Consider the following 20,789-nt stretch of genomic DNA (forward strand, 5'->3'; position numbering starts at 1 on the left):
ATCAGTGTCCTCCCGAGGGCTTGGGTGTGACTGTGACGGTCGCGCCGGTGAGCGCGGAGCCGAGGAGAAGCAACTGTGTGGTGTTCGGGCGTGCACCCAGGAACCCGGCCACCGCGGCGGGTCCGGTGAGGGCGATCGGTCCGGCGGCCGGATGGGAACCGGGCGGTACGGTGAGGCCGGGGATCGCCGCACCGGGGAGCGACAGGCCGGGGACGGGCGGCAAGGCCGGGAGGCCGGGCACCACCGGGCTGGGTGCGGGTCCGGCGGCGGGAAGGTGGCTGGGCCGCAGCTGCGGTGGAAAGATCTGTGCCGCAGGAGAATCAGGAATCGTCGCGGTGTCGCATCGCGGACCCGCCTGGCTGCCGTAGCGGGGGCAGTCCGCAGCTGTGTACTGGCGGAACGGTGTGAACGAGACGGTGATGTCCCACTGCATCTGTCTACTGGGCCCCCAGTGGAACACCGTGGCGAGCCGGCTGAGCGAATCACCGAGCGCGGTAACGGTTTCCGTCATCGCCGCCGGATCGGCAGCGAGGGCACCGAAAGTCGCGTCCAGTCCGACCACGAGTTCCTTGCCCGCATCGGGGTTGCGCGCGAAGAGCGCCTGGGTGGCGGCGGTTGCCGCCTCCGCCGCGGCGAGCAGTTCGATGACCTGACCGCGGCGCGCGGTGATGGTCTGCGCCGTCTGGACCGACTTGCCGAGGGCGTCGGCGAGTTCCGGCGCCGACTGGTTCACCGCGGCAGTGGCTGCCCCGAGATTCCCGAGCAGCTCACCTATTCCGGGCAGGGCGCGTACCTCGGTGATCCACCGGTCGAGGCGTTCGATCGTCGAACCGGGAAGCCGGGCGTCGCCGTCGAGCGCTTCGGCCAGTGTGGCGAGCACCCGGGCAAGCGTGGCGGGCTGCACGCGCTCGAGCACATCGCGCAGGGTGGTCAGCGTCGTCTGGAGCGCCACCGTGGCCCGACCGGTGTCCTGCTCGATCACCGCTCCGGCGTGCAAGGGTGTGGCGGCCGGCCCGTTGTCCACGAGCTCGATCGCTGTGACGCCGAAGATATTGGCCGGAACGACCCGCGCCGTCACCGTGGCCGGGATCCCGGCGGCGGCATCCGGTTCCAGCTCCAGGTCCACGCGTTGCCGAAGACCTTGCTCGGCGATCTCCACCGTGGACACCGAGCCGACCAGCAGCCCGCGAAAGCGCACATCGGCGCGCGCGGGCAGTCCGTCACCGGTGCTCGTCATGAGGGCGGTCACCGCGACGGTGTCCTCGAAGTGTCCGCCGTATCGCAGCCCGAGCAACGCGACCACCCCGGACAGGCTCAGCGTCATCGCCACCCCGGCCGCGCCGAGTCGCCGACGCGACCAGCCGCGCCCACTGGGATCTGGATACATGTCGTTTCCCCTATCCCGAGATCCGGATGCCTGAGTCGACGCCCCAGATAGCCAGTGTGAGAAGCAGATTCAGGAAGACGACGACGATGATCGTCACCTTGATGGCTCGCCCGGCCGCGACGCCGACGCCTTCCGGTCCGCCGGCGGCGATGTAGCCGAAGTAGCACTGGACGAACGTGGCGACGAGCACGAACGCGACCGCCTTGAGTACCGAGTACACGATGTCGCCCGGGTCGAGGAACTGGTGGAAGTAGTGGTCGTAGGTGCCGATGCCGTTGCCGCCGAGGAAGATCGCGGTGATCTTGGTGGTCAGGTAGGCGGTGGCCATGCCGACGGCGTACAACGGCAGAATCGCGACGGCGGCGGCCAGCATGCGAGTGGTGATCAGGTAGGGGAGGGGGCGGATGGCCATCGACTCGAGCGCGTCGATCTCCTCGGCGATCCGCATCGACCCGATCTGTGCGGTGAATCGGCAACCCGCCTGGGCGGCGAACGCGATGGTCGCCAGGAGCGGGGCCAGCTCCCTGGTGGTGGCGAAACCCGAGATCGCGCCGGTTAGCGGGCTCATCGTCAACAGATCGAGCGCGGTGTGCGATTCCATGCCGACGGTGACGCCCCCGAAACCGCACAGGATCACGATCACCCCGGCGGTGCCACCGCCGACGACCAGTGCGCCGTTGCCCCAGGTGACATCGATGATCAACCGTGTGACTTCTCTTCGGTAGTGCCGCAGCACGAACGGAACGGCGAGCAGCGCCTGCACGAAGACGGCGCCCTGGTGGCCCATCCGAACGTTCGCCTCGACGATCGGCGTTGTCGCTGTTCTCGCCGCGTGGAACGGACGCAGCAGGGGTGGCGTGTAATTCGACATCTCAGAGCACCTTGGACGGCAGCAGGGTGTTGTAGATCTGGGTGAGCGCGATATTGGCCGCGAAGAGCACGATCGCCGAACTGACCACCGCGGAGTTCACCGCGTCGGCGACCCCGCCGGGGCCGCCTTTGGTGTTAAGACCGCAATCACAGGCGATGATCGCGGTGAGCGCGCCGAACACCGCCGCCTTCACCAGCGCGACCAGCAGGTCGCTCGCGACGGCGAACGAGGCGAACGTACTGAGGTAGGAGCCGGGCGTGCCGTCCTGGACGAAGATGTCGAACAGGTAGCCGGTGGCGAAACCGATGAACACGACGAACCCGCACAACAGCATGCTCACCAGCACCGCCGCCAGCAGTCGTGGTGCCACGAGCCTGCGCACCGGGTCGACGCCCATCACCCGCATCGCGTCGATCTCCTCCCGGATCGTGCGGGATCCCAGATCCGCGCAGATCGAGGAGCCGACCGCACCCGCGATCATCAGCGAGGTGACAAGTGGGGCGCCCTGCCGAATGATGCCGAGGCCGTTGACGGCACCGATGAACGTGGTGGCCCCGACTTGGCTGACCAGGGCGCCGATCTGGATCGAGACGATCGCGGCGATGGGAATGGCAACCAGGAGTGTCGGAGTGGCTGAGACAGTTGCCATGAATGAGCTCTGCCGCAGGAATTCGGCCAGTGGAAAACGGCGATTGCCGAGTGCTCGGACCAGCTCTGCGGTGGCTTGCCAGGCCATGCCGACCTGTCGTCCAGCGGTCTCTGTCGCGCGTCGCGGATGGTTGCGCCACCAGTCCAGGCAGAAAGAGACGACGAGGTCGAAATCGGTTGGCGTGCTGGTGGATATAGATTTCGAGCCCATCGCAACCGCCTCTGTGTGAATGCGGTGGTGGACTCGTGCGACCACTACCGGCGAGATTTCTACCTCGGCGTAGATGTATTACTACGCGCCCGTAGTTTTCTGTCTGGGACTGTAGCAAGAGGTGGTCGTGACTGTCGAGGAATCGAGGCATTCCGGCTTCGCTCGCGTGAGCGCGATGGTGCGGCGTACCGGACAGCAGTAGGGAACCCGCACGAGCAGCGTGCCGGGGGCAACCGGTCAGCCGTGCCAGCGCCGGTAGACCTCAGCGGCGGCAGGGTGCAGGGGGACGGTGCCGGTGCCGATGAGGAAACGGCCGTCGAGGAATTGGGTGCCCGCGGCTTCGGCGGGGACCAGGGCATCGGCGTGCCAGAGGAGGAGTTCGACGATGGCGGCGGCTGTCTCGTCGGGCAGGGTCGCGGTGGCGAGAAGCAGGTTGGTGACGCCGATGGTGTGGACAGCGGGGCTGCCCGGGTAGGCGTCGGCGGGGATGGCGACGTGGTCGTAGACGGGGCCGTACTCCGCGCGCATCGGTGCGACCAGCGCGCCGAGGTCGAGCAGCCGCATCGGATCGGGCACGGTGAGGGCGGCGGTCGGTACGCCGCCTGCCCACAGCAAGGCGTCGATGCCGCCGTCGGTCAATGCCCGGGTGGCCTCGCGCAGGGGACGATGTTCAGTCACCACATCGACGGTCGGGTCGAGGCCTGCCGCGGCCAGGAGGCGTGCACCGGTCAGCGCGGCACCCGAACCGGCCGCGCCGAGGTTCACCCGTCGGCCACGCAGGTCGGCTATCTGTTCGATGCCGCTGTCGGCACGGACCGCCAACTGCAGGTAGTTCTCGTACACGCGGCCCAGTGCCAGTACCCGGCCGCCGAAGTCGCCGACCGAATCCGCCAGTGCCAGTGCGGTTTCGACCTCGCCGTCGGTGATCATCCGCAGATTCTGTTGGGAGCCCGCGGTTTCCACCGGCTCGATCCGGACGTGGTCGGTTTTGTTTGCGGCCGCGTCTGCCAGTAGCCGGGCGAAGGCAAAATAGAAGCCGCCGTCCTCGCCGGAGGCCAAGCGGACTGTCGACCGGTCGCCCGTGCCGCAGCCGAAGAGCGCCGCCGAGGCGAACGCGGTCAGCGCGAGCATCCGACGACGCGTCATCGGCACCGCGCCGCTCACCGGGTCACCGCCCGCATCGGACAGTGCCTGCTCAGCACGGCGCCGCTCATCGAGGCACCGCCGGTAGCCGGATCGCCACGGCGAGGCCGTGTGGCCGCACCGCCTCCACCACCAGCTCGCCACCGTGCGCTCTGGCCAATGCCTGCGCGATCGAGAGTCCGAGCCCGGTGCCGCCCGGGACAGCCGTGGTGCCGCGGAAGAAGCGGGTGGTGAGTTTGTCGAGTTCCTCCGGTGCGACACCGATCCCGTCGTCGGTGACCCGCACCGTCACCCAGCCCGGCTCGGCCTCGATGGTGACGTGGGTGTGCGCGCCGGCACCCGCGTATCGGCAGGAATTGCTCAGTGCCACATCGAGAATCTGCGCCAGCGCGGCCGAACTGATCGCCGCGGTCACATCCCCACCGTCCGGTACCGAAACCCGAGCCGCGGTCGGGTTCAGCGCGCCGCTGTCGTCAGGCGGTGGAACGTGTGCCGCGGCCGAGTTGATCGCGCCGCTGTCGTCCCGCGGTGGAACGTGTGCCGCGGCCGAGTTGATCGCGCCGCTGTCGTCCCGCGGCGGAACGTGTGCCGCGGCCGAGTTGATCGCGCCACTGCCTTCCGACGATGAAGCGCGAGCAACGGCCACGTTGGTTCCACCGGACGCAGCACTCGAATCCGACGGCCGGACGGCAGATGTCCGCGGGAGGGCCGCCAATTGAATACCCGCCTCCTGGAACGCCGACACCCACGCATCGATGCGGTCGGCGACAACCTGCGCCGGATCGCACTGTTCTTCCTCGGACGCCGCGGTCCCGAACGACGCGGGTGCTTCCGCGACGGCGAGCTCGAGCAGGTCGTCCAGCAGCGCGGTCAACCGTTCCACTTCCGCGGTAGCACCGCGAAAGGTCGCCGACGCGGTCGCGGGCACGGCGTACTCGAGTGAATCTAGCCGAATCATCAAGGCTGCCAGTGGGTTACGCATGGCGTGGGCGGTGTCGGCGACGAGTTGACGTTGCGCGTCGGCGGAGTCGCCGACCGCGGTGGCCATGGCGTCGACGGACTCGGCCAGCGCGCGAACCTCGGGCGGACCGCCGTAGTTCCTGGTGATCGGGGCGCGCCCGCGCGGCTTGGGCAGGGTAGCCGTGAGCTCGGCGACGGCGTCCGACATCGCGGCCAGCGGACGCAGCACCCAGCGGCTCAGAACGAGCGCCAACAGCATGAACCCGATCATCGCGCCCAACCCGCCGACGGCGATCACAGCCCAGGTCCTGGCGATCGCGGCACGAGCCGCCGCTGTCGACGCCTCGATCACGACGGCCCCGTTCACCTGCACACCGGTGCCGACGGGGCGCGCGACGAGCATGACCGGTGCGCTCCACGGTGTGAGCCGATCCTGGTGCTGGGGGCGCTGGTTGCGCCGCGCCGCCGCCAGCGCCGCGCTGATGCGCGAATCGGTCACCGCCACACCGGCATTGACGATCGGCGCGCCCCGCGCGTCGACGACGAGCACGTTCTCGCCGTACAGCTCGTGATAGCGGTGCACCTCGTCGGCGAGCGCGCGCACCCCGTCGGGGGAACCGGCACCGTCGGCGAGGGTGGCGAAACGGTCGGCGTCGCCGGAACGGCCGAGGACCAGCTGCTGGGTGCGGCTGGTGGCGGCGGTGAGTGACAGCGGCACCGCGAAGGCCAGCACCGCCAGCGCGGCGAACACGGTGAGGACGATCAGCAGTCGGCGGCGCACGCGCGTCCTCCGGTGATCACTGCCCCCACCGATACCCGTAGCCGCGAATGGTGGTGATCAGTCCCGGCCGGTTCAGTTTGGCGCGCAACCCGGTCATATGGACGTCGAGGGAGCGGGAGACCGCGACGAACGCGTCGCCCCAGATGCGGTCCATCAGCTGCTGCCTGCTCACCGCCGCACCCGGTCGTTCCACGAGTGCCTCGACCAGCTCGAATTCCTTCTGGGTGAGGGAGACCGGGGTTCCGCCCACCTCGACCGTGCGGGCGCGCAGGTCGACGCGCACGTCCCCGGTGACGACCTCGGTTCTGCTCTGGTTGGCGACGGCGGCCGCCCGCCGCAGCACCGTCTCGAGCCGCGCCATCAGCTCCGCGATCCGTGGTGGTTTGACCACGTAGTCGTCGGCGCCGCCGCGCAGCCCGCGCACGATGGACCGTTCGTCGCTGCGGGCGGTGAGGATCAGCACCGGCACGGCGCTCACCTCGCGCAGTTGCCGAAGTACCTGCAGTCCGTCCGCGTCCGGCAGGCCGAGGTCGAGCAGGACGGCGTCGTAGTCGCGGTGGGCGATGAGCAGGTCGGCGCCGCGGCGCATGCGTTCGGCGCGGTAGCCGCGTGCGGTGAGCGCCTCCACGAGGGCGTCGCCCACTCCGTCGTCGTCTTCGACCACCGCAAGCCGCACGCGCCGATCCTCCCACAGGGCCAGGATCGGCGCGTGTACCGCACGGTCAGCCACGCACGGCGGCCATCGCCCGTTCCGGCTCCACCGGGTCGGCGTGGACCTCGCGCTCGGCTTCGATGGTCGACTCGGCCGAGGTCTCCCGCATGAAGTAGTACGTGAGCAGCGAGATCCCGATACACCCGGCGACGTAGAAGAAGTACAGCGACTCGAGGTCCGCCTTCTTCAGCGCCAACGCGATCATCTCGGCGGTGCCACCGAAGATGGCGACGGTCAGCGCGTACGGCAGGCCGACGCCGAGCGCGCGGATCTTGGTCGGGAACAGTTCGGCCTTCACGATCGAGTTGATCGAGGTGTAGCCGGTGACGATCACCAACGCGAGCATCATGAGGCCGAAGGCGGCCAGCGGGTTGGCGGTGTGGGCGAGTGCGGTCATGATCGGCACCGTCAGCAGGGTGCCCGCGACGCCGAAGAAGATGAGCAGCTTGCGGCGCCCGATGCGGTCGGACAGTCCGCCCGCGATCGGCTGCAGCACCACGAAGACCAGCAGTGCGACGAAATTGATCCAGGCGACGGTGTCCTTGGAGATGCCCGAGGTGTTGATCATGAACTTCTGCATGTAGGTCGTGTAGGTGTAGAACGCCACGGTGCCACCCATGGTCAGGCCCACGACCAGTAGGCATTCGCGCGGGTACTGCAACAGCACCCGTAGCGAACCGCGCGAGCTGCTCGGGGCCGCGCCGGTGGTCTTCGTCGCGGCCTCGAACGACTCCGACTCGTCCATGCCGCGGCGCAGCAGCATCACCACGATGGCGCCGCCCGCACCGATCAGGAACGGAATGCGCCAGCCCCAGCTGTACATCTGCTCGGCGGAGAGCACCTGCTGCAGCACGATCTGCACACCGAGGGCGGTGAGCTGGCCCGCGACCAGGGTCACGTACTGGAAGCTGGAGTAGAAGCCGCGCCGCCCCGGCGAGGCCACCTCCGACAGGTACGTGGCGCTGGTGGCGTATTCGCCGCCGACGGAGAGTCCTTGCAGCAGCCGCGCCAGCAGCAACAGCACAGGTGCCGCGATGCCGATGGTCGCGAAGCCGGGGGTCACCGCGATCATCAGCGAACCGGCGGCCATCACGGTGACCGACAGGGTGAGCGCGGCGCGACGACCGAACCGGTCGGCATAGCGGCCAAGCGCCCACCCACCGATCGGGCGCATGATGAACCCGACCGCGAAAACGGCCGCCGTCGAGAGCAACTGGGCCGTCGGGTCGCCGTCGGGGAAGAACGCCTTCGCGAAGTACACGCTGAACGCGGCGTAGACATACCAGTCGTACCACTCGACGAGATTGCCGATCGACCCGCGCAACACATTCGCGACGACCCGCTTCTCACCACCGACCTGTGTCGTTGTCACCTTGGACCTCCTCTATCGGCGCGGCAGTGCGCCGTCGCAGACCACTGTGTCGGCTGTCACAGCCCCCACGGAAGCCACAACGGAGGTTCCTAACGTTCCCTTAGGACGATGCCCGACCCGTGCGGTCCGGACAGCACGAAACGCCCCGGACCGAGGGGTTCGAGGCGTTTCGCGGGGTGTCAGGTGTCAGTGGCGGAAGGCGTCCTTGGCCTTCTCGCCCGCGTCCTTGATGTTGGCCTTGGTCTGATCGGTCTTGCCTTCGTGCTCGAGGTAGCGGTCGTCGGTCGACTTGCCCGCCGCTTCCTTGGCCTTGCCGATGAGCTCTTCGGCCTTGTGCTTCGCCTTGTCCGCGAGACTCACAGTTTGTTCCTTCCAGACAGATCGCTCGGTCAGCGTCGGTGACCGTGGGCCGTCCGTTGGACCCACTGAGCGCATACCCCGGTTTCGGAAAGACAATCAGGCGCAACCATTTTCACCGGTGGAGCTGGTCACTGCGTGATCGCGGGTACCTGTTCGCCGGGATGCGGTGGGGGCGGTGGGGTGCCGTCGCCGAAGGGGCGGCCGCCGAGTTCCTCGCGGTGGTGCGGGGTGAGCCAGTTCGACAGGTCTGGGCCCTTCGGGACGATGCCGGTGGGGTTGATGTCGCGGTGCACCACGTAGTAGTGCTCCTTGATCTGGCCGAAGTCGATGGTGTCGCCGAAGCCGGGTGTCTGGAACAGGTCGCGGGCGTAGGCCCACAGCACCGGCATCTCGCTGAGCTTGGTGCGGTTGCACTTGAAGTGCCCGTGATAGACCGGATCGAAGCGGGCCAGGGTGGTGAACAGCCGCACGTCGGCTTCGGTGATGGTGTCGCCGACGAGATAGCGCTGGGTGCGCAACCGCTCGCTCACCCGGTCGAGTGCGGCGAAGAGCCGGTCGTAGGCCGCGTCGTAGGCGTCCTGCGCCCCGGCGAAACCGCAGCGGTACACGCCGTTGTTGATCTCGGTGAACACTTCCCGGTTGATCGCATCGATCTCGTCGCGCAACGGTTCGGGATACAGCTGCGGCGCGCCCGGCCGGTGATAGGCGCTCCACTCGGTGGAGAAATCGAGGGTGATCTGGGCGTAGTCGTTGGTGACCACCTGCCCGGTCGCGATCTCGACCATCGCGGGCACGGTGATGCCACGCGGATAGTCCGGGAACCGGGCCAGGTAGGCGTCACGCAGGCGATGGATACCGAGCACCGGATCGACGCCGCCGGGGTCGAGGTCGAAGGTCCAGCTGAGTTTGTCGTGGGTGGGCCCGCACAGGCCGAGTGACAGCACCGGCTCGAGCCCGAGCAGGCGACGCACGATCAGGGTGCGGTTGGCCCACGGGCAGGCCCGGGCCGCGACCAAGCGGTAGCGGCCGGGTTCGACGGGGTAGCCGTCGCGGCCGTCGGCGGTGATGCGTGTGGTGATGTAGTTGGTGTCGCGGCGGAACTCGCCCTTCTCGACGTAGCTGCCCGCACCGGCGTCGGCATCGCTCATCGGGTCAGTGTCGCATATCGGACGGGCGAAACCGGTCACCTGCGGGCGGTGGTGGCTACCCTGGAAATCGAACCTGTTGTGGCGCAGTGACGCTCGCCGGCTTGTGTGGGAAAGGGGTCGGGGACATGATGTCCTAGCGAAAATCATTGTCAACAAACGTGGCTCGGATGGGGGCAGTGTGGAACCGGACCTGGTCTTGACGCCGCGAATCGGTGGGTCGCTTCGCGCGGTACTCGACACTCCCGGCAGGCTCGCGGAGCTGGTGGCCGCGCTCGGATCGCCACTGAATGTGGTTGTGCCACAACAACTGGAGGAGAACGCGGCGAGCTACCGCGCCGTGTACGGCGCGCATCGGCTGAGCGGGAACATCTTCTTCGCGCACAAGGCGAACCGGTCGAGCGCGATCGTTCGCGCGCTGGCGGCGGGGGAGTGCGGAATCGACGTGGCCTCGCTTGGGGAGCTGCGGCACGCGCTCGAGTGCGGATTCACCGGCGACCGCATCATGGCGACCGGTCCCAAGGACCGGGAATTCCTGTGGCTCGCCGCACGGGTCGATGCGGTCGTCAACGCCGACTCCCGCGAGGAGCTCGCCGAGCTGGCCCGGCTGGTCACCGATTCGGGGTTGCCCCGAACCCGGGTGATGGTCCGGCTGTCGGCGTTCGACTCGCCCGGGGTGACCATTGCCAGCAGACGCAGCCGTTTCGGGCTGCACATCCGCGAACTGCCCTCGGCCCTCGACCTTCTCGACCGGAACCGCGACGCGCTCGACCTGCGTGGCATGGCCTACCACCTCGACACCACCGGCCTCGACGAGAAGGCCCTGGCCCTGGAAGGGTGCCTGCTGGCGATGCGGGAAGCCCAGATCAGGGGATTCACCCCCACCGCGATCGATATCGGCGGCGGGTTCGGCGTGAGCTATCTGCGTGACCGTGCCGAATGGCACCGCTACACCACCGAACTCGGCAACGCGGTGCTCGGCACACGCCCACCCATGACGTGGCACAGCCACGGTTACGGCCTGCGCGCACAGGCGGGCACGCTACGCGGCACCCTCGGCCTCTATCCCGCCCATCGCGAACTCGCCGGTGCGGACTACCTGGACGAACTGCTGCGCCGCGAGTCGCCCTCGCTGGGCCGGACATTGGCCACCCTGCTGCTGGAAAACCTCTACGACCTGCACATCGAACCCGGTCGCTCGCTGACCGACCAATGCGGCCTCACCCTTGCCCTGGTCTCGGAGGTGCGCACCACCGAGGAGGGCGAAACTCTGGTCCGGGTGGCCGCGAATTCCCGTGACATCAGCGCCGAACATCATGCGGTGCTGATGGATCCGGTGCTGCTGCCCGAAAGCGCCGGTGAGCCGGTCGGTGTGTACCTCACGGGCAATCTCTGTCTCGAAGACGACTTCATCACCCGCCGCAAAGTCACCCTGGCGCGCACTCCGGTGCCGGGGGATCTGCTCGCGTTCGTGAACACGGCCGGCTACTTCATGGATTTCGCGGCCGATTCCGCGCTGATGCAACCGGTCGCCCGCACGATCGCGGTCCGCCCCGGCGCGGACGGGTGGACGTGGTGCCTGGATGAACAGTATTGGCCCGTGGAAGGGAACCGCGCATGAAGTACGACAGCATTCTCGACGTCATCGGGGACACACCGCTGGTCCGGATCGACCCGGCCGTACACGGGCTCACCAATATCGACCTCTACGCGAAGATGGAGATGCTCAATCCGTTCGGTTCGGTGAAGGACCGTCCGGCCTGGAACATGGTGCGCGACGGCCTGTCCCGAGCCGTGGAACAGGGTGACGCGGTAGTCGAGTTGTCCAGTGGCAACACCGCCAAGGCGCTGGCGGTGATCGCGGCGATGCACGGACTGCCGTTCAAGAGCGTCACCAACCGCATGAAGGTGCCCGAGATCAAAGAGCTGCTGCTGTTGCTCGGCGCCCGCATCGAGGAGCTGCCGGGCCAGACCGAATGCCTCGACCCGACCGACACCGAAGACCCGCTCAGCCGCATGTACCGGATGCTGTCCGAGGACGGCGGCGGCTATCTGCACACCGATCAGTACTTCAACACCCGCAATCTCGACGCGCACCGCACCGGGACCGCACCGGAGATCATCAAGGACCTCGACGGCGCTGGCCCCGACATCTTCGTCGCCTGTATCGGCACCGCCGGATCCTCGACGGGGGTGGCAGGTGTGCTGCGCGAACACAATCCGGCCGTATCGGTGATCGGGTTGGTCGCCGACAAGTCCGATTTCATCCCCGGCATCCGCAATATCGACGAGATCAACGAAGTCGGCCTGTTCGACCCGGACAACTACGACACCATCGACGCGGTGACCTCGCAGGAGGCGATCGAGGGCATGCTCACCCTCAACCGCCGCTGCGGAATCCTCGGCGGGCCGACGGCGGGCGCCGCCTACTTCGGAGCGCTGCGTCATCTGCGGGCCGTCGACGCGGAACTCACCGAGCGGCGCACCGCCGTGTTCATCGTGTGCGATCGGGTGGAGAGCTATCTCAGCTATGTGCGCAAGCGCAGGCCCGATCTGCTCGAGCAACCGGTGCGCCCGAATTCGGTGAGCACGGTGACCGACGCCGAGATCGCCGCCGTGGCAACCGTCGACGTGGACCAGGCGCGTGAGTGGATCGCCCGGGACCGGCCGGTGGTCGTCGACCTGCGCGGTTCCTTCGCCTACGGCGCCGTCCACATCGAGGGCTCGATCAATATCGTCGACGAGCTGTTCGACGAACTCGTTCACGGCGGGCTGCCGTTCGGTGCGGGCACCCCGGTGCTGCTGGTGTGCCCGGTCGGTGAGAAGTCCGCGCGCTACGCGGCCCTGCTCACCCGGATGGGGCACCGGGACGCGCGGAGTCTGCGCGGCGGTGTCGTGGCCTGGCGCGACGCGGGCGCACCGCTGGTCAGGGACTGAGCCATGACCGACGACGTTCTCGACCGGCTGGCCGACTGGCAGGCCGGACTACGCGCCCAGTTCCCGATTCTCACGCGCAATCCCGATGTGGCCTATCTCGACAGCGCGGCCACGACCCAGAAACCGGCCGCGGTGCTCGACGCGGTCACCGATTTCCTCACCACCGGCAATGCCAATGTCGGGCGCGGCTCCTATCCGTGGGCGACCGCGACGACCAGCCGCATCGAGCGAGCCCGCGATCGGGTGCGAATCGCCCTGGACGACACCACGTCCGGTTCCTCGGTGGAGTTCGTCGGCGGCACGAGTCACGGATTGCGGGCGGTGGCGCAGGACTGGTTGGCCGATCAGCTCCTCGACGGTGACGAGATCATCGTCCCGTTCGGTGACCACGAAGCCAATCTGCGTCCCTGGCTCGATATGCGAGACGACTTGGCGCGCGGCGGTATTCGCGTGCGCATCGTCGCGATGCCGGTCGACCCCGCCGCCGGTGACTACGACCACCGGGCCCTGCCGTCGGTGGTCACCGACCGCACCCGCTTCGTCGCCGTCACCCACGTACATCACGTCTTCGGTGTCGATATGAACGTGCACCGGGTGCGCGAGGCGGTGGGGCCCGACGTGCCGATCTGTCTCGACGCCGCGCAGAGCGTCGGGCACCGGCCGGTGTCGGTCGCCGATCTCGATGTGGATTTCGTGGTGTTCTCCGGGCACAAGATGCTGGCACTGCCCGGCATCGGGGCGGTGTGGGCGCGCAATCGGCGTGGCCCGCGCTTCGCGCTACGCGGGTGGGAGGGGACGCCGAACACGGCGGGCATCGTCAGCATGGCCGCCGCCTTCGACTGGCTCGATGCCGCCGGAACGGCCGAGATCGGCGCCTGGACAAGTGCTTTGACCCTACGACTCACCGACGGGTTGGCCAAGCTGCCCGGAGTGCAGGTGCTCGGCTGTCAGGACAGTCTCACCGCCGAATCGACCGTGCAGCGGCGTGAGGCACTGGTGACCTTCCGACATCGCGCGGTGCGCTCCGACGACCTGGGCTTCGTGCTCGCCGACGAGGGGATCATGGTGCGCGCCGACGGGCACTGCCAGGCGGGTCGTGATTCCGACGACCACGCCGTGCGGGTGAGCGTGCATGTCTACAACACCCCCGACGAGATCGACCGGGTGCTCGAGGTGGTGCGGCGGTGCGAGGGAATGAGCAGCTGAGCGGGTCCGGGCGGCGTGCGGCCCCGAAGGCGCTGCAGCGGTGAGCAGTTGAGCCGGGTCAGGCGGGGGTGCGTCCCCGGAATGCGGTGCGCGCGCTGAGGAGGGCGAGGTCGTCGCGGGTGCCCAGCCAGTGTTCGTCGTGCGGGTCGAGGAGTCGCTGCCACACCGCCGCGTCGGTGTCGTCGAGGTACGGTGCCGCTCGGCGCACCCGAGCGGCGAATTCGTCGAGCACGACCCGGCGGGTTTCGGTGGGCAGGGGAGCGGGCAGGTCGACCAGGGCCGTCGAGGCGGTGACGTCGAGGAGACCGGCGTCGGCGAGGATCGTGGTCCAGGCGCGGCGCGGCCGCACCGCTGCCGGGCGGTCGAAGAACCAGCGCGTGAACTGCTGATCGTGCGCCTCGTCGAGCCGAATCTCCAGGCCCGGCCTGCCGATTCCGATGTCCCACGGCAGGCAGCGGGTGGGCAGACCGCCTTCGGCGATGCCGAGGACGCCGCCGGGTCGGAGCAGCCGGGTGAGGGACCGGACGGCCGCGTCCCAGTCGTGTGCGTGGTGCACACACCAGGACGACCAGACCACGTCGGCCGGTTCGGGTAGTGGTGGTGCGCCGTCCTCGAGGTCGTGCAGGACCGCGCGGACCCGGTCGCTGACCCCGGCCGCACGCGCGGCCTCGATGGTCAGCTCGAGCATCGCCGGATCGAGATCCACCGCGTATACGCGCCCCGTCTCACCGACAGCTCGTGCCAACGCGACGGTCGACGTTCCGGCCCCCGGCCCCACATCGACGACAATCTGGCCCGGCGCGACCGCCAACGGCTCGAGCAACGCCAGCGTCGCGTCGAGGAATACGGCCTCGGCCGCGGCCGGTTCCCCGGTCGAGGTCCCGGTCCCCGTACGCCCCCCGCGGCGCTCATGAATGATCGTCATAGCGCACATGCTACTGAACATCATTTTCAACTTGAATGGGGACATGCCGATCGGGAATCCGTGGTTGCGGCAATCGGCGCGTGGCAATGAATCAACAACCCCTGCAACAGCTTCCACCGAGAAGCTGTCGGTACCCCGGCCTACTGTGCCCGGTATGGAGCTCCTGGCCGACACCCGCTTGACCGACCTGTTCGCGCGGCTGCGCGCCGCCGATTTCCGTGACTGCACGCGCACCGACATCGAACGCGCCTGTCGCGCGATGGGCGGCACACTCGCGAGCGACGGCTCGGTCGACGTTCCCGACATGCCCGCAGGCACCCATACCTTCGGCGACGACGATCCCTACGACGAGAGCAAGCCGTGCCGACGGTTCTCCGTTCCCCTCGCGAGGATCGAGCCCGAACAGTTCCGCGCCTACCTCGATCGCGCGGTGGCGGCGTGGGGTGAGCCCAGCTGGTACAGCGGCCTCTCGGAGGATCTCGACGTCGGCTGGATCGACGGGCCGACGCTGTACACCCTCGAACTGGCGGCCGACGGAGACCTGGAGCTGGGTATCCGCTCGCTCGGGGTCGACGGGAACCGTCGATGGTGGAACTGGAAGACGCAATACCACTACCCGGAATTCCTCGACGAGGACGACTGGGTTCCCGCCGACGAGCACGACCTGGAGTACACCAGCGCCGACGACTACGAGGTCGACTACACGTGGTCCGCGGGATCGTCCGGTCGCGGGGCCGAAGTGTGGAGCGTGTACACCCTCGCGCACCTGCGTGGCCTGCTCACCGACCTCGTGACCAGCCTCCATCTCGCGATGCGCGCCCTCGGCCCGGGTCCGCAACCCTTGGTGCTCGACTTCTACGACCTCGAGCAGTCCCCCGACCGTCGGGTGCGATTCACAGTGTCTCCCAACGAGATCCGCGTGACCGCTGCGGTCACCGATGCCACGCGCCACCACCTGGCCGCCCTCGGCTTCACCGATCGCCCCGATGGCACCGCGCTGCGTTGCTGGTCCGATGTGTCAACCGACGCCCGCGCCGCCGCGACCGTCACCACGGTCCTGTTGCACCGGCTCGGCCTCGGCACCGAGTACCTCACCATGCACGAATCAGGCGACCCACTGTCGATTCCGGGCTTCTCGGTCGACCTCGATGTGGACTTGGTCGATCCCGACGAGGACGAGGACGAGGACGACGACTCCTAGGCCGCCATGGTCTCGGTCGTGCGTGTCACAGGAGGCGGCGCACGGCCTCGATGACGGCGCGGCGCCGGTCGTCGGTGGTCTCGGCTTCGGAAGCCGGCACGCCGACGGCATTGCCCGGATTCCAGGCGAGCGCGATGCTCAGGACCAGCGTCAGCAGTGTGCCGGGTGAGAAGCCGGAGCCGATGTTGTTCGCCTTCTGCACGGCGGCAAGCGCTTCCAGCTTCACCTCGCGTGCAGGCGTCGCGCCTGCGGGGTTCTGATCGCCGCGCTCGAGGCGGTGCCAGGTGGCGAGCCGGATGACTTCGGGATGGGCTCGGCAGTAGTCGAACAGCCGCCCGGCGTACTCGGGGAGGTCGTCCGCGGTGAAGGGAACCGACTCGAGGCCGTGGGTGACATGGGCATCGAAGACGGCGTCGAAGAGTTGATCTTTGCTGCAGAAATAGATGTAGATGAGGTTCTTGTTGGCTGCCGCGGCCTTGGCGATCCGGTCCACCCGGGCTCCGGCGATGCCGTATGTCGCGAACTCCTCGGTGGCCGCCTGGAGAATGCGTGCCTTGGTGGCCTCGGCGCGGGACATGGGGGTCATCGTAGTTCCGTGGGTTGTCGGCGGCGTCATCCGATTCCGAAGAAGACCAGGACCGCATCGGAGGCAACCAGCAGCACGGTGCACCACACGGTGACTCCGGTCATCAGCCAGCCGATGAGCCGCCGACGCGGGATTCCCAGCGCGGCACCGAGCAGGGCCGAACCCCAGGTGCCGAAAAGAGCGGGCCCGAGTAGGCCGAAACCCGGGACACCGAACCGCGCGAGGACGCGCCGTGCCCGCTGCCCCGCGGCGCCGGACAGCCGGCCCTCCGCCGCGTGATCTCCGACATCGAGCGCGCCGATCGAAGCCCCTCCTCGGGTGTTCGTTGTCGAATTGGTCTGCAGTGCAGCTTGTTTCCAGCGGGCACGCCAGGACTGCCAGACCAGTCTGGCGCGCTCCATGGCCACCACCGCGAAGACGACACAGCACGCCGCGCCCAGTATCACCGCCACCAGGGCGATCGGACCGGGCAAGGACAGCGAAAGACCGACGGGGATCGCGGGGGTACCCAAGACGAACCCCGCGAGAAAGACCCAAACGAATCGCACCACGCGGCTTCCTTCTCTGTCGCCGATCATCGAGCGGCTCGATGCCGCAAACTAACTAACTGGTTAGTATCATGGCATGGATCACCTCGACCCGATGCTCGACGACTTGTCCACCGGTAAATATCTGCTGCTCACCACCTTTCGGCGGGACGGCAGGCCGGTTCCTACACCGGTCTGGGTGATGCGCGACGGGGAGGCGCTGGCGGTATGGAGCGCGGCGGACACCGGAAAGGTGAAGCGAATCCGCAACAGCGGTCGGGTGACGGTCTGCTCCTGCGACTGGCGCGGCAAGCCGCTCGGCGTCCCCGTGCCCGGGTTCGCCGAGGTACTGACGCCCGGCGAAAGTGCGCACTTCACCGGTCTGATGAAGCGCAAGTACGGCCTGGTCGCTCGCATCGGGTTGGCGGCCAGCGCGCTGCGCGGCGGCTCCGAGCGCATGGCGGGCATCCGCATCCGGCTCGAGCGGTGACCGGTGTGGATTCTGCGTGTCGTCGGCCGTGACGAGGAGTTCTAGACTCGACCCATGTCTGCCGACACCGACCCCACGGACTCCTTCGACGCGGTGATCTCGGCGGCGGACGCGCCCGTCTGGATCGTCACCACCAGCGCGCACGGCCATCGCTCGGGCTGCCTCGTCGGATTCGCCACGCAGGTCAGTATCGAGCCGCGCCGGTTCCTCGTCGGCTTGTCCAAGAGCAACCACACCTACGAAACAGCCACCACCGCAACACATCTCGCCGTGCATCTGATCGCGGCCCGGCATTTCGAGGTGGCCGGGCTGTTCGCCACAACGACCGGGGACGATACCGACAAGTTCGCCAGATGTGACTGGCACCCCGGCCCACACGGGCTGCCGATCCTCACCAGCGCGGCCGGCTGGTTCGCGGCGGAGATCCTCGAGCGCATCGACCTCGGCGACCATCTCGGCGTGCTCCTCGCGCCCGTCGCGGCCGAAGCGCCGTCGACCGACCACGCGATCCTGCACCTGAGCGCGGTCGCCGAACTGAAGCCGGGTCACCCCGCCTGAACACGACGACGGCCCGGAACCGTGGTGGTTCCGGGCCGTCGGCGGGGATCAGCGCAGGTCGAACCGGTCGTTGTCGACCACCTTGACCCAGGCGTCGACGAAGTCCCGCACGAACTTCTCGTCCGCGTCGCTCTGGGCGTACACCTCCGAGACCGCGCGCAGCACCGAATGCGAGCCGAACACGAGGTCGTTGGCCGTGGCCGTCCAGCGCTTGGCTCCGGTCTTGCGATCGAAGCCCTCGTAGACGTTCTCGTCCGACTCGGCCGGCTTCCACTCGGTGTTCTGGTCGAGCAGATTCACGAAGAAGTCGGTGGACAGCACGCCCGGGCGATCGGTGAACACACCGTGCGAGCTGCCACCGTGATTGGCGCCGAGCGCACGCAAGCCGCCGACCAGCACGGTCATCTGCGGTGCGGTCACATCGAGCATGTACGCGCGGTCGAGCAGCAGACGCTCGAGCGGCGCCTTCTCACCCGGACGCACGTAGTTGCGGAAACCGTCGGCGCGCGGCTCGAGCACGGCGAACGACTCGACGTCGGTGGACTCCTGGGTGGCGTCGGTGCGTCCCGGGTGGAACGGCACCGTCACCGTGTGACCGGCGTCCTGGGCGGCCTTCTCGACCGCCGCGGAACCCGCGAGGACGATCAGGTCGGCCAGCGAGATCTTCTTGCCACCGGTGGCCGAGGCGTTGAAGTCCTGCTGGATGCGCTCGAGCACCTCGAGCACCTTGGCCAGCTCGGCCGGCTCGTTGATCTCCCAGTCGCGCTGCGGTTCCAGCCGGATGCGGGCACCGTTGGCGCCGCCGCGCTTGTCGGTGCTGCGGAAGCTGGCCGCCGACGCCCACGCCGTCTTGACCAGCTGGGCGACCGTGAGACCGGAGTCGAGCACAGTGCGCTTGAGCGCCGCGACGTCGTTGTCGTCGACCAGTTCGTGGTCGACGGCCGGGACCGGGTCCTGCCACAGCTGCGGCTCGGCCACCCACGGGCCGAGGTAGCGGCTCAACGGACCCATGTCGCGGTGCAGCAGCTTGTACCAGGCCTTGGCGAAGGCCTCGGCCAGCTCCTCGGGATGGTCGAGCCAGCGCCGGGTGATCTCACCGTAGATGGGGTCCTCGCGCAGGGCCAGGTCGGTGGTGAGCATCGTCGGCGTGCGGGCCGGACCGCCGAACGGATCGGGGATGAGTCCTTCGCCCGCACCGTCTTTCGGCTTCCACTGCCACGCGCCCGCCGGGCTCTTGGTGAGTTCCCACTCGAACCCGTACAGGTTCTTCAGGAAGCCGTTGCTCCACTGGGTGGGTGTCGCGGTCCAGACGACCTCGAGCCCACTGGTGATGGCGTCCTTGCCCTTGCCGGTGCCGAAGGAGCTCTTCCAGCCGAGACCCTGCTGCTCGATCGGGGCGGCCTCGGGCTCGGGGCCGACCAGGCTCGCGTCACCCGCGCCGTGGGTCTTGCCGAAGCTGTGCCCGCCGACGATCAGTGCCGCGGTCTCCTCGTCGTTCATGGCCATCCGGCCGAAGGTCTCGCGGATGTCGCGGGCCGCCGCTACCGGGTCGGGCCTGCCGTTGGGGCCTTCCGGATTCACATAGATCAGGCCCATCTGCACCGCACCGAGCGGTCCGGAGAGCTCACGGTCACCGCTGTAGCGCTCGTCGCCGAGCCAGGTGTCTTCCGGGCCCCAGAACATCTCTTCGGGCTCCCAGATGTCGGGGCGGCCGAAGCCGAAACCGAAGGTCTTGAAGCCCATCGACTCCAGCGCGACATTGCCCGTGAAGACCAGGAGGTCGGCCCAGGAGATCTTGTTGCCGTACTTCTGCTTCACCGGCCACAGCAGCCTGCGCGCCTTGTCGAGATTGGCGTTGTCGGGCCAGCTGTTGAGCGGGGCGAAGCGCTGCGCGCCCTGCCCGCCGCCGCCGCGGCCGTCGGCGATCCGGTAGGTACCGGCCGCATGCCAGCTCATCCGGATGAACAGGCCGCCGTAGTTGCCGTAGTCGGCGGGCCACCAGTCCTGGGAATCGGTGAGAACCGCGGCGATGTCGGCCTTGAGCGCCTCGACGTCGAGCTGGGCGAATTCCTTCGCATAGTCGAAGTCCTCGCCGAGCGGGTTGGACTTCGACGAGTGCGCGTGCAGGACCGAGACGTCGATCTGCTCGGGCCACCAGTCCTGATTGGTCTGCGGGCGATGCGCCTTGGGCTCGGGCGAGGGGATCGCGGGGTTCTCGCTCTCGCTGGTGCTCGAGGTCTCGGTGTCAGGAGTGGGTGGGCGGCTATCGGAGGTCACGATATTCCTTCCTGGACGGGGTGGTGCGGACTACTCGTTAGGGGTGGACGGTGCGTGCGCGCAGTCGGGGCACAGGCCCCAGTAGATGACCTCGGCTTCATCGATGGCGAAGCCGTGGTCGTCGGACGCGGTGAGACAGGGTGCTTCGCCGACCTGGCAGTCGACGTCGAAGATCGCGCCGCAGTCCCGGCAGATGAGGTGGTGATGGTTGTCGCCGACGCGCGACTCGTATCGGGCGACCAGGCCGCGTGGCTGGATGCAGCGCAGTAGTCCGGCGCCGGTCAGAGTGCGCAGCGAGTCGTAGACCGCCTGGTGGGACACACCGGGCAGTCGCGAGCGGACCGCCCGGATCACCGAATCGGTATCGGCGTGCGGGTGTTCGTGCACAGCGCCGAGCACCGCGACACGCGGAGCTGTGACGCGCAGTGAAACTCCCCGCAGCATCTGCTGGAATTCCTGGTCCGTCGACACGCCACGAAGTCTTCCCCGTTT

At 68.2% G+C, this 20,789-nt stretch carries 20 protein-coding genes; 6 read left to right on the plus strand and 14 right to left on the minus strand.

Annotated features, from left to right (window positions below):
• Position 1: 1 nt before the first annotated feature.
• The 9 genes from AB0I19_RS01530 to AB0I19_RS01570 all read right to left on the minus strand — a co-directional run bounded on the left by AB0I19_RS01530 (position 2) and on the right by AB0I19_RS01570 (position 9,593).
• Positions 2 to 1,387 (minus strand): MCE family protein, encoded by a 1,386-nt coding sequence (locus tag AB0I19_RS01530; protein ID WP_357143296.1) that lies wholly within the window; start codon positions 1,385 to 1,387, stop codon positions 2 to 4.
• 10 nt (positions 1,388 to 1,397) lie between these two features.
• The gene (locus AB0I19_RS01535; protein WP_357145055.1) at positions 1,398 to 2,174 is read right to left on the minus strand and encodes an ABC transporter permease; all 777 of its coding nucleotides are present in this window, start codon (positions 2,172 to 2,174) and stop codon (positions 1,398 to 1,400) included.
• Positions 2,175 to 2,259: 85 nt separating this feature from the next.
• Positions 2,260 to 3,117, minus strand: a complete 858-nt coding sequence (locus tag AB0I19_RS01540) for an ABC transporter permease (protein ID WP_357143298.1) — start codon at positions 3,115 to 3,117, stop codon at positions 2,260 to 2,262.
• 237 nt (positions 3,118 to 3,354) lie between these two features.
• Positions 3,355 to 4,263, minus strand: a complete 909-nt coding sequence (locus AB0I19_RS01545; RefSeq protein ID WP_357143299.1) for a TAXI family TRAP transporter solute-binding subunit — start codon at positions 4,261 to 4,263, stop codon at positions 3,355 to 3,357.
• Positions 4,264 to 4,327: 64 nt separating this feature from the next.
• Complete coding sequence (locus tag AB0I19_RS01550) at positions 4,328 to 6,001, minus strand: sensor histidine kinase (RefSeq protein ID WP_357143300.1); 1,674 nt, start codon at positions 5,999 to 6,001, stop codon at positions 4,328 to 4,330.
• Positions 6,002 to 6,017: 16 nt separating this feature from the next.
• Positions 6,018 to 6,677 (minus strand): response regulator transcription factor, encoded by a 660-nt coding sequence (locus AB0I19_RS01555; protein ID WP_357145058.1) that lies wholly within the window; start codon positions 6,675 to 6,677, stop codon positions 6,018 to 6,020.
• A 46-nt stretch (positions 6,678 to 6,723) separates the two neighbouring features.
• Complete coding sequence (locus AB0I19_RS01560) at positions 6,724 to 8,085, minus strand: MFS transporter (RefSeq protein ID WP_357143301.1); 1,362 nt, start codon at positions 8,083 to 8,085, stop codon at positions 6,724 to 6,726.
• A gap of 186 nt (positions 8,086 to 8,271) precedes the next feature.
• Positions 8,272 to 8,445 carry a CsbD family protein gene (locus tag AB0I19_RS01565; protein WP_067639236.1) on the minus strand — a complete coding sequence of 58 codons (174 nt, stop codon included), beginning with the start codon at positions 8,443 to 8,445 and terminating at the stop codon, positions 8,272 to 8,274.
• Between the two features lie 128 nt (positions 8,446 to 8,573).
• The gene (locus AB0I19_RS01570) at positions 8,574 to 9,593 is read right to left on the minus strand and encodes a glutathione S-transferase C-terminal domain-containing protein (RefSeq protein WP_357143303.1); all 1,020 of its coding nucleotides are present in this window, start codon (positions 9,591 to 9,593) and stop codon (positions 8,574 to 8,576) included.
• A gap of 178 nt (positions 9,594 to 9,771) precedes the next feature.
• Here AB0I19_RS01570 and AB0I19_RS01575 point away from each other — a divergent pair, with 178 nt between their 5' ends.
• The 3 genes from AB0I19_RS01575 to AB0I19_RS01585 are packed head-to-tail and all read left to right on the plus strand — an operon-like array spanning position 9,772 to position 13,733.
• Complete coding sequence (locus AB0I19_RS01575; protein ID WP_357143305.1) at positions 9,772 to 11,211, plus strand: Y4yA family PLP-dependent enzyme; 1,440 nt, start codon at positions 9,772 to 9,774, stop codon at positions 11,209 to 11,211.
• Positions 11,208 to 12,527 (plus strand): pyridoxal-phosphate dependent enzyme, encoded by a 1,320-nt coding sequence (locus AB0I19_RS01580; protein ID WP_357143307.1) that lies wholly within the window; start codon positions 11,208 to 11,210, stop codon positions 12,525 to 12,527. Before AB0I19_RS01575 ends, AB0I19_RS01580 begins: the two co-directional genes overlap by 4 nt.
• Positions 12,528 to 12,530: 3 nt before the next feature.
• The gene (locus tag AB0I19_RS01585; protein WP_357143309.1) at positions 12,531 to 13,733 is read left to right on the plus strand and encodes an aminotransferase class V-fold PLP-dependent enzyme; all 1,203 of its coding nucleotides are present in this window, start codon (positions 12,531 to 12,533) and stop codon (positions 13,731 to 13,733) included.
• 58 nt (positions 13,734 to 13,791) lie between these two features.
• Here the strand turns inward: AB0I19_RS01585 and AB0I19_RS01590 are convergent, their stop codons facing one another.
• Positions 13,792 to 14,658 (minus strand): methyltransferase domain-containing protein, encoded by an 867-nt coding sequence (locus tag AB0I19_RS01590; protein WP_357143311.1) that lies wholly within the window; start codon positions 14,656 to 14,658, stop codon positions 13,792 to 13,794.
• Between the two features lie 154 nt (positions 14,659 to 14,812).
• Between AB0I19_RS01590 and AB0I19_RS01595 the strand changes: the two genes are divergently transcribed.
• The gene (locus tag AB0I19_RS01595) at positions 14,813 to 15,859 is read left to right on the plus strand and encodes a hypothetical protein (RefSeq protein ID WP_357143313.1); all 1,047 of its coding nucleotides are present in this window, start codon (positions 14,813 to 14,815) and stop codon (positions 15,857 to 15,859) included.
• A gap of 25 nt (positions 15,860 to 15,884) precedes the next feature.
• Here AB0I19_RS01595 and AB0I19_RS01600 read toward each other — a convergent pair whose 3' ends face one another.
• Positions 15,885 to 16,436: a TetR family transcriptional regulator gene (locus AB0I19_RS01600; RefSeq protein ID WP_357143315.1), complete on the minus strand. Its 552-nt coding sequence runs from the start codon at positions 16,434 to 16,436 to the stop codon at positions 15,885 to 15,887.
• Positions 16,437 to 16,471: 35 nt separating this feature from the next.
• On the minus strand, positions 16,472 to 16,996 hold the full coding sequence (locus AB0I19_RS01605) for a hypothetical protein (RefSeq protein WP_357143317.1): 525 nt from the start codon (positions 16,994 to 16,996) through the stop codon (positions 16,472 to 16,474).
• Between the two features lie 73 nt (positions 16,997 to 17,069).
• Between AB0I19_RS01605 and AB0I19_RS01610 the strand changes: the two genes are divergently transcribed.
• Together AB0I19_RS01610 and AB0I19_RS01615 are read left to right on the plus strand one after the other, a co-directional pair.
• Positions 17,070 to 17,462 carry a PPOX class F420-dependent oxidoreductase gene (locus AB0I19_RS01610; RefSeq protein WP_357143319.1) on the plus strand — a complete coding sequence of 131 codons (393 nt, stop codon included), beginning with the start codon at positions 17,070 to 17,072 and terminating at the stop codon, positions 17,460 to 17,462.
• Between the two features lie 54 nt (positions 17,463 to 17,516).
• A complete protein-coding gene (locus tag AB0I19_RS01615) occupies positions 17,517 to 18,020 on the plus strand; it encodes a flavin reductase family protein (RefSeq protein WP_357143321.1) in 504 nt (167 codons plus the stop codon).
• Positions 18,021 to 18,068: 48 nt separating this feature from the next.
• Here the strand turns inward: AB0I19_RS01615 and katG are convergent, their stop codons facing one another.
• Positions 18,069 to 20,297 (minus strand): catalase/peroxidase HPI, encoded by a 2,229-nt coding sequence (gene katG, locus AB0I19_RS01620; RefSeq protein ID WP_357143323.1) that lies wholly within the window; start codon positions 20,295 to 20,297, stop codon positions 18,069 to 18,071.
• Between the two features lie 30 nt (positions 20,298 to 20,327).
• Positions 20,328 to 20,768, minus strand: a complete 441-nt coding sequence (locus AB0I19_RS01625) for a Fur family transcriptional regulator (protein ID WP_357143325.1) — start codon at positions 20,766 to 20,768, stop codon at positions 20,328 to 20,330.
• Positions 20,769 to 20,789 lie beyond the last annotated feature (21 nt).

It is taken from the genome of Nocardia sp. NPDC050413 (genome assembly GCF_040655475.1).
Lineage (GTDB): Bacteria > Actinomycetota > Actinomycetes > Mycobacteriales > Mycobacteriaceae > Nocardia > Nocardia coubleae.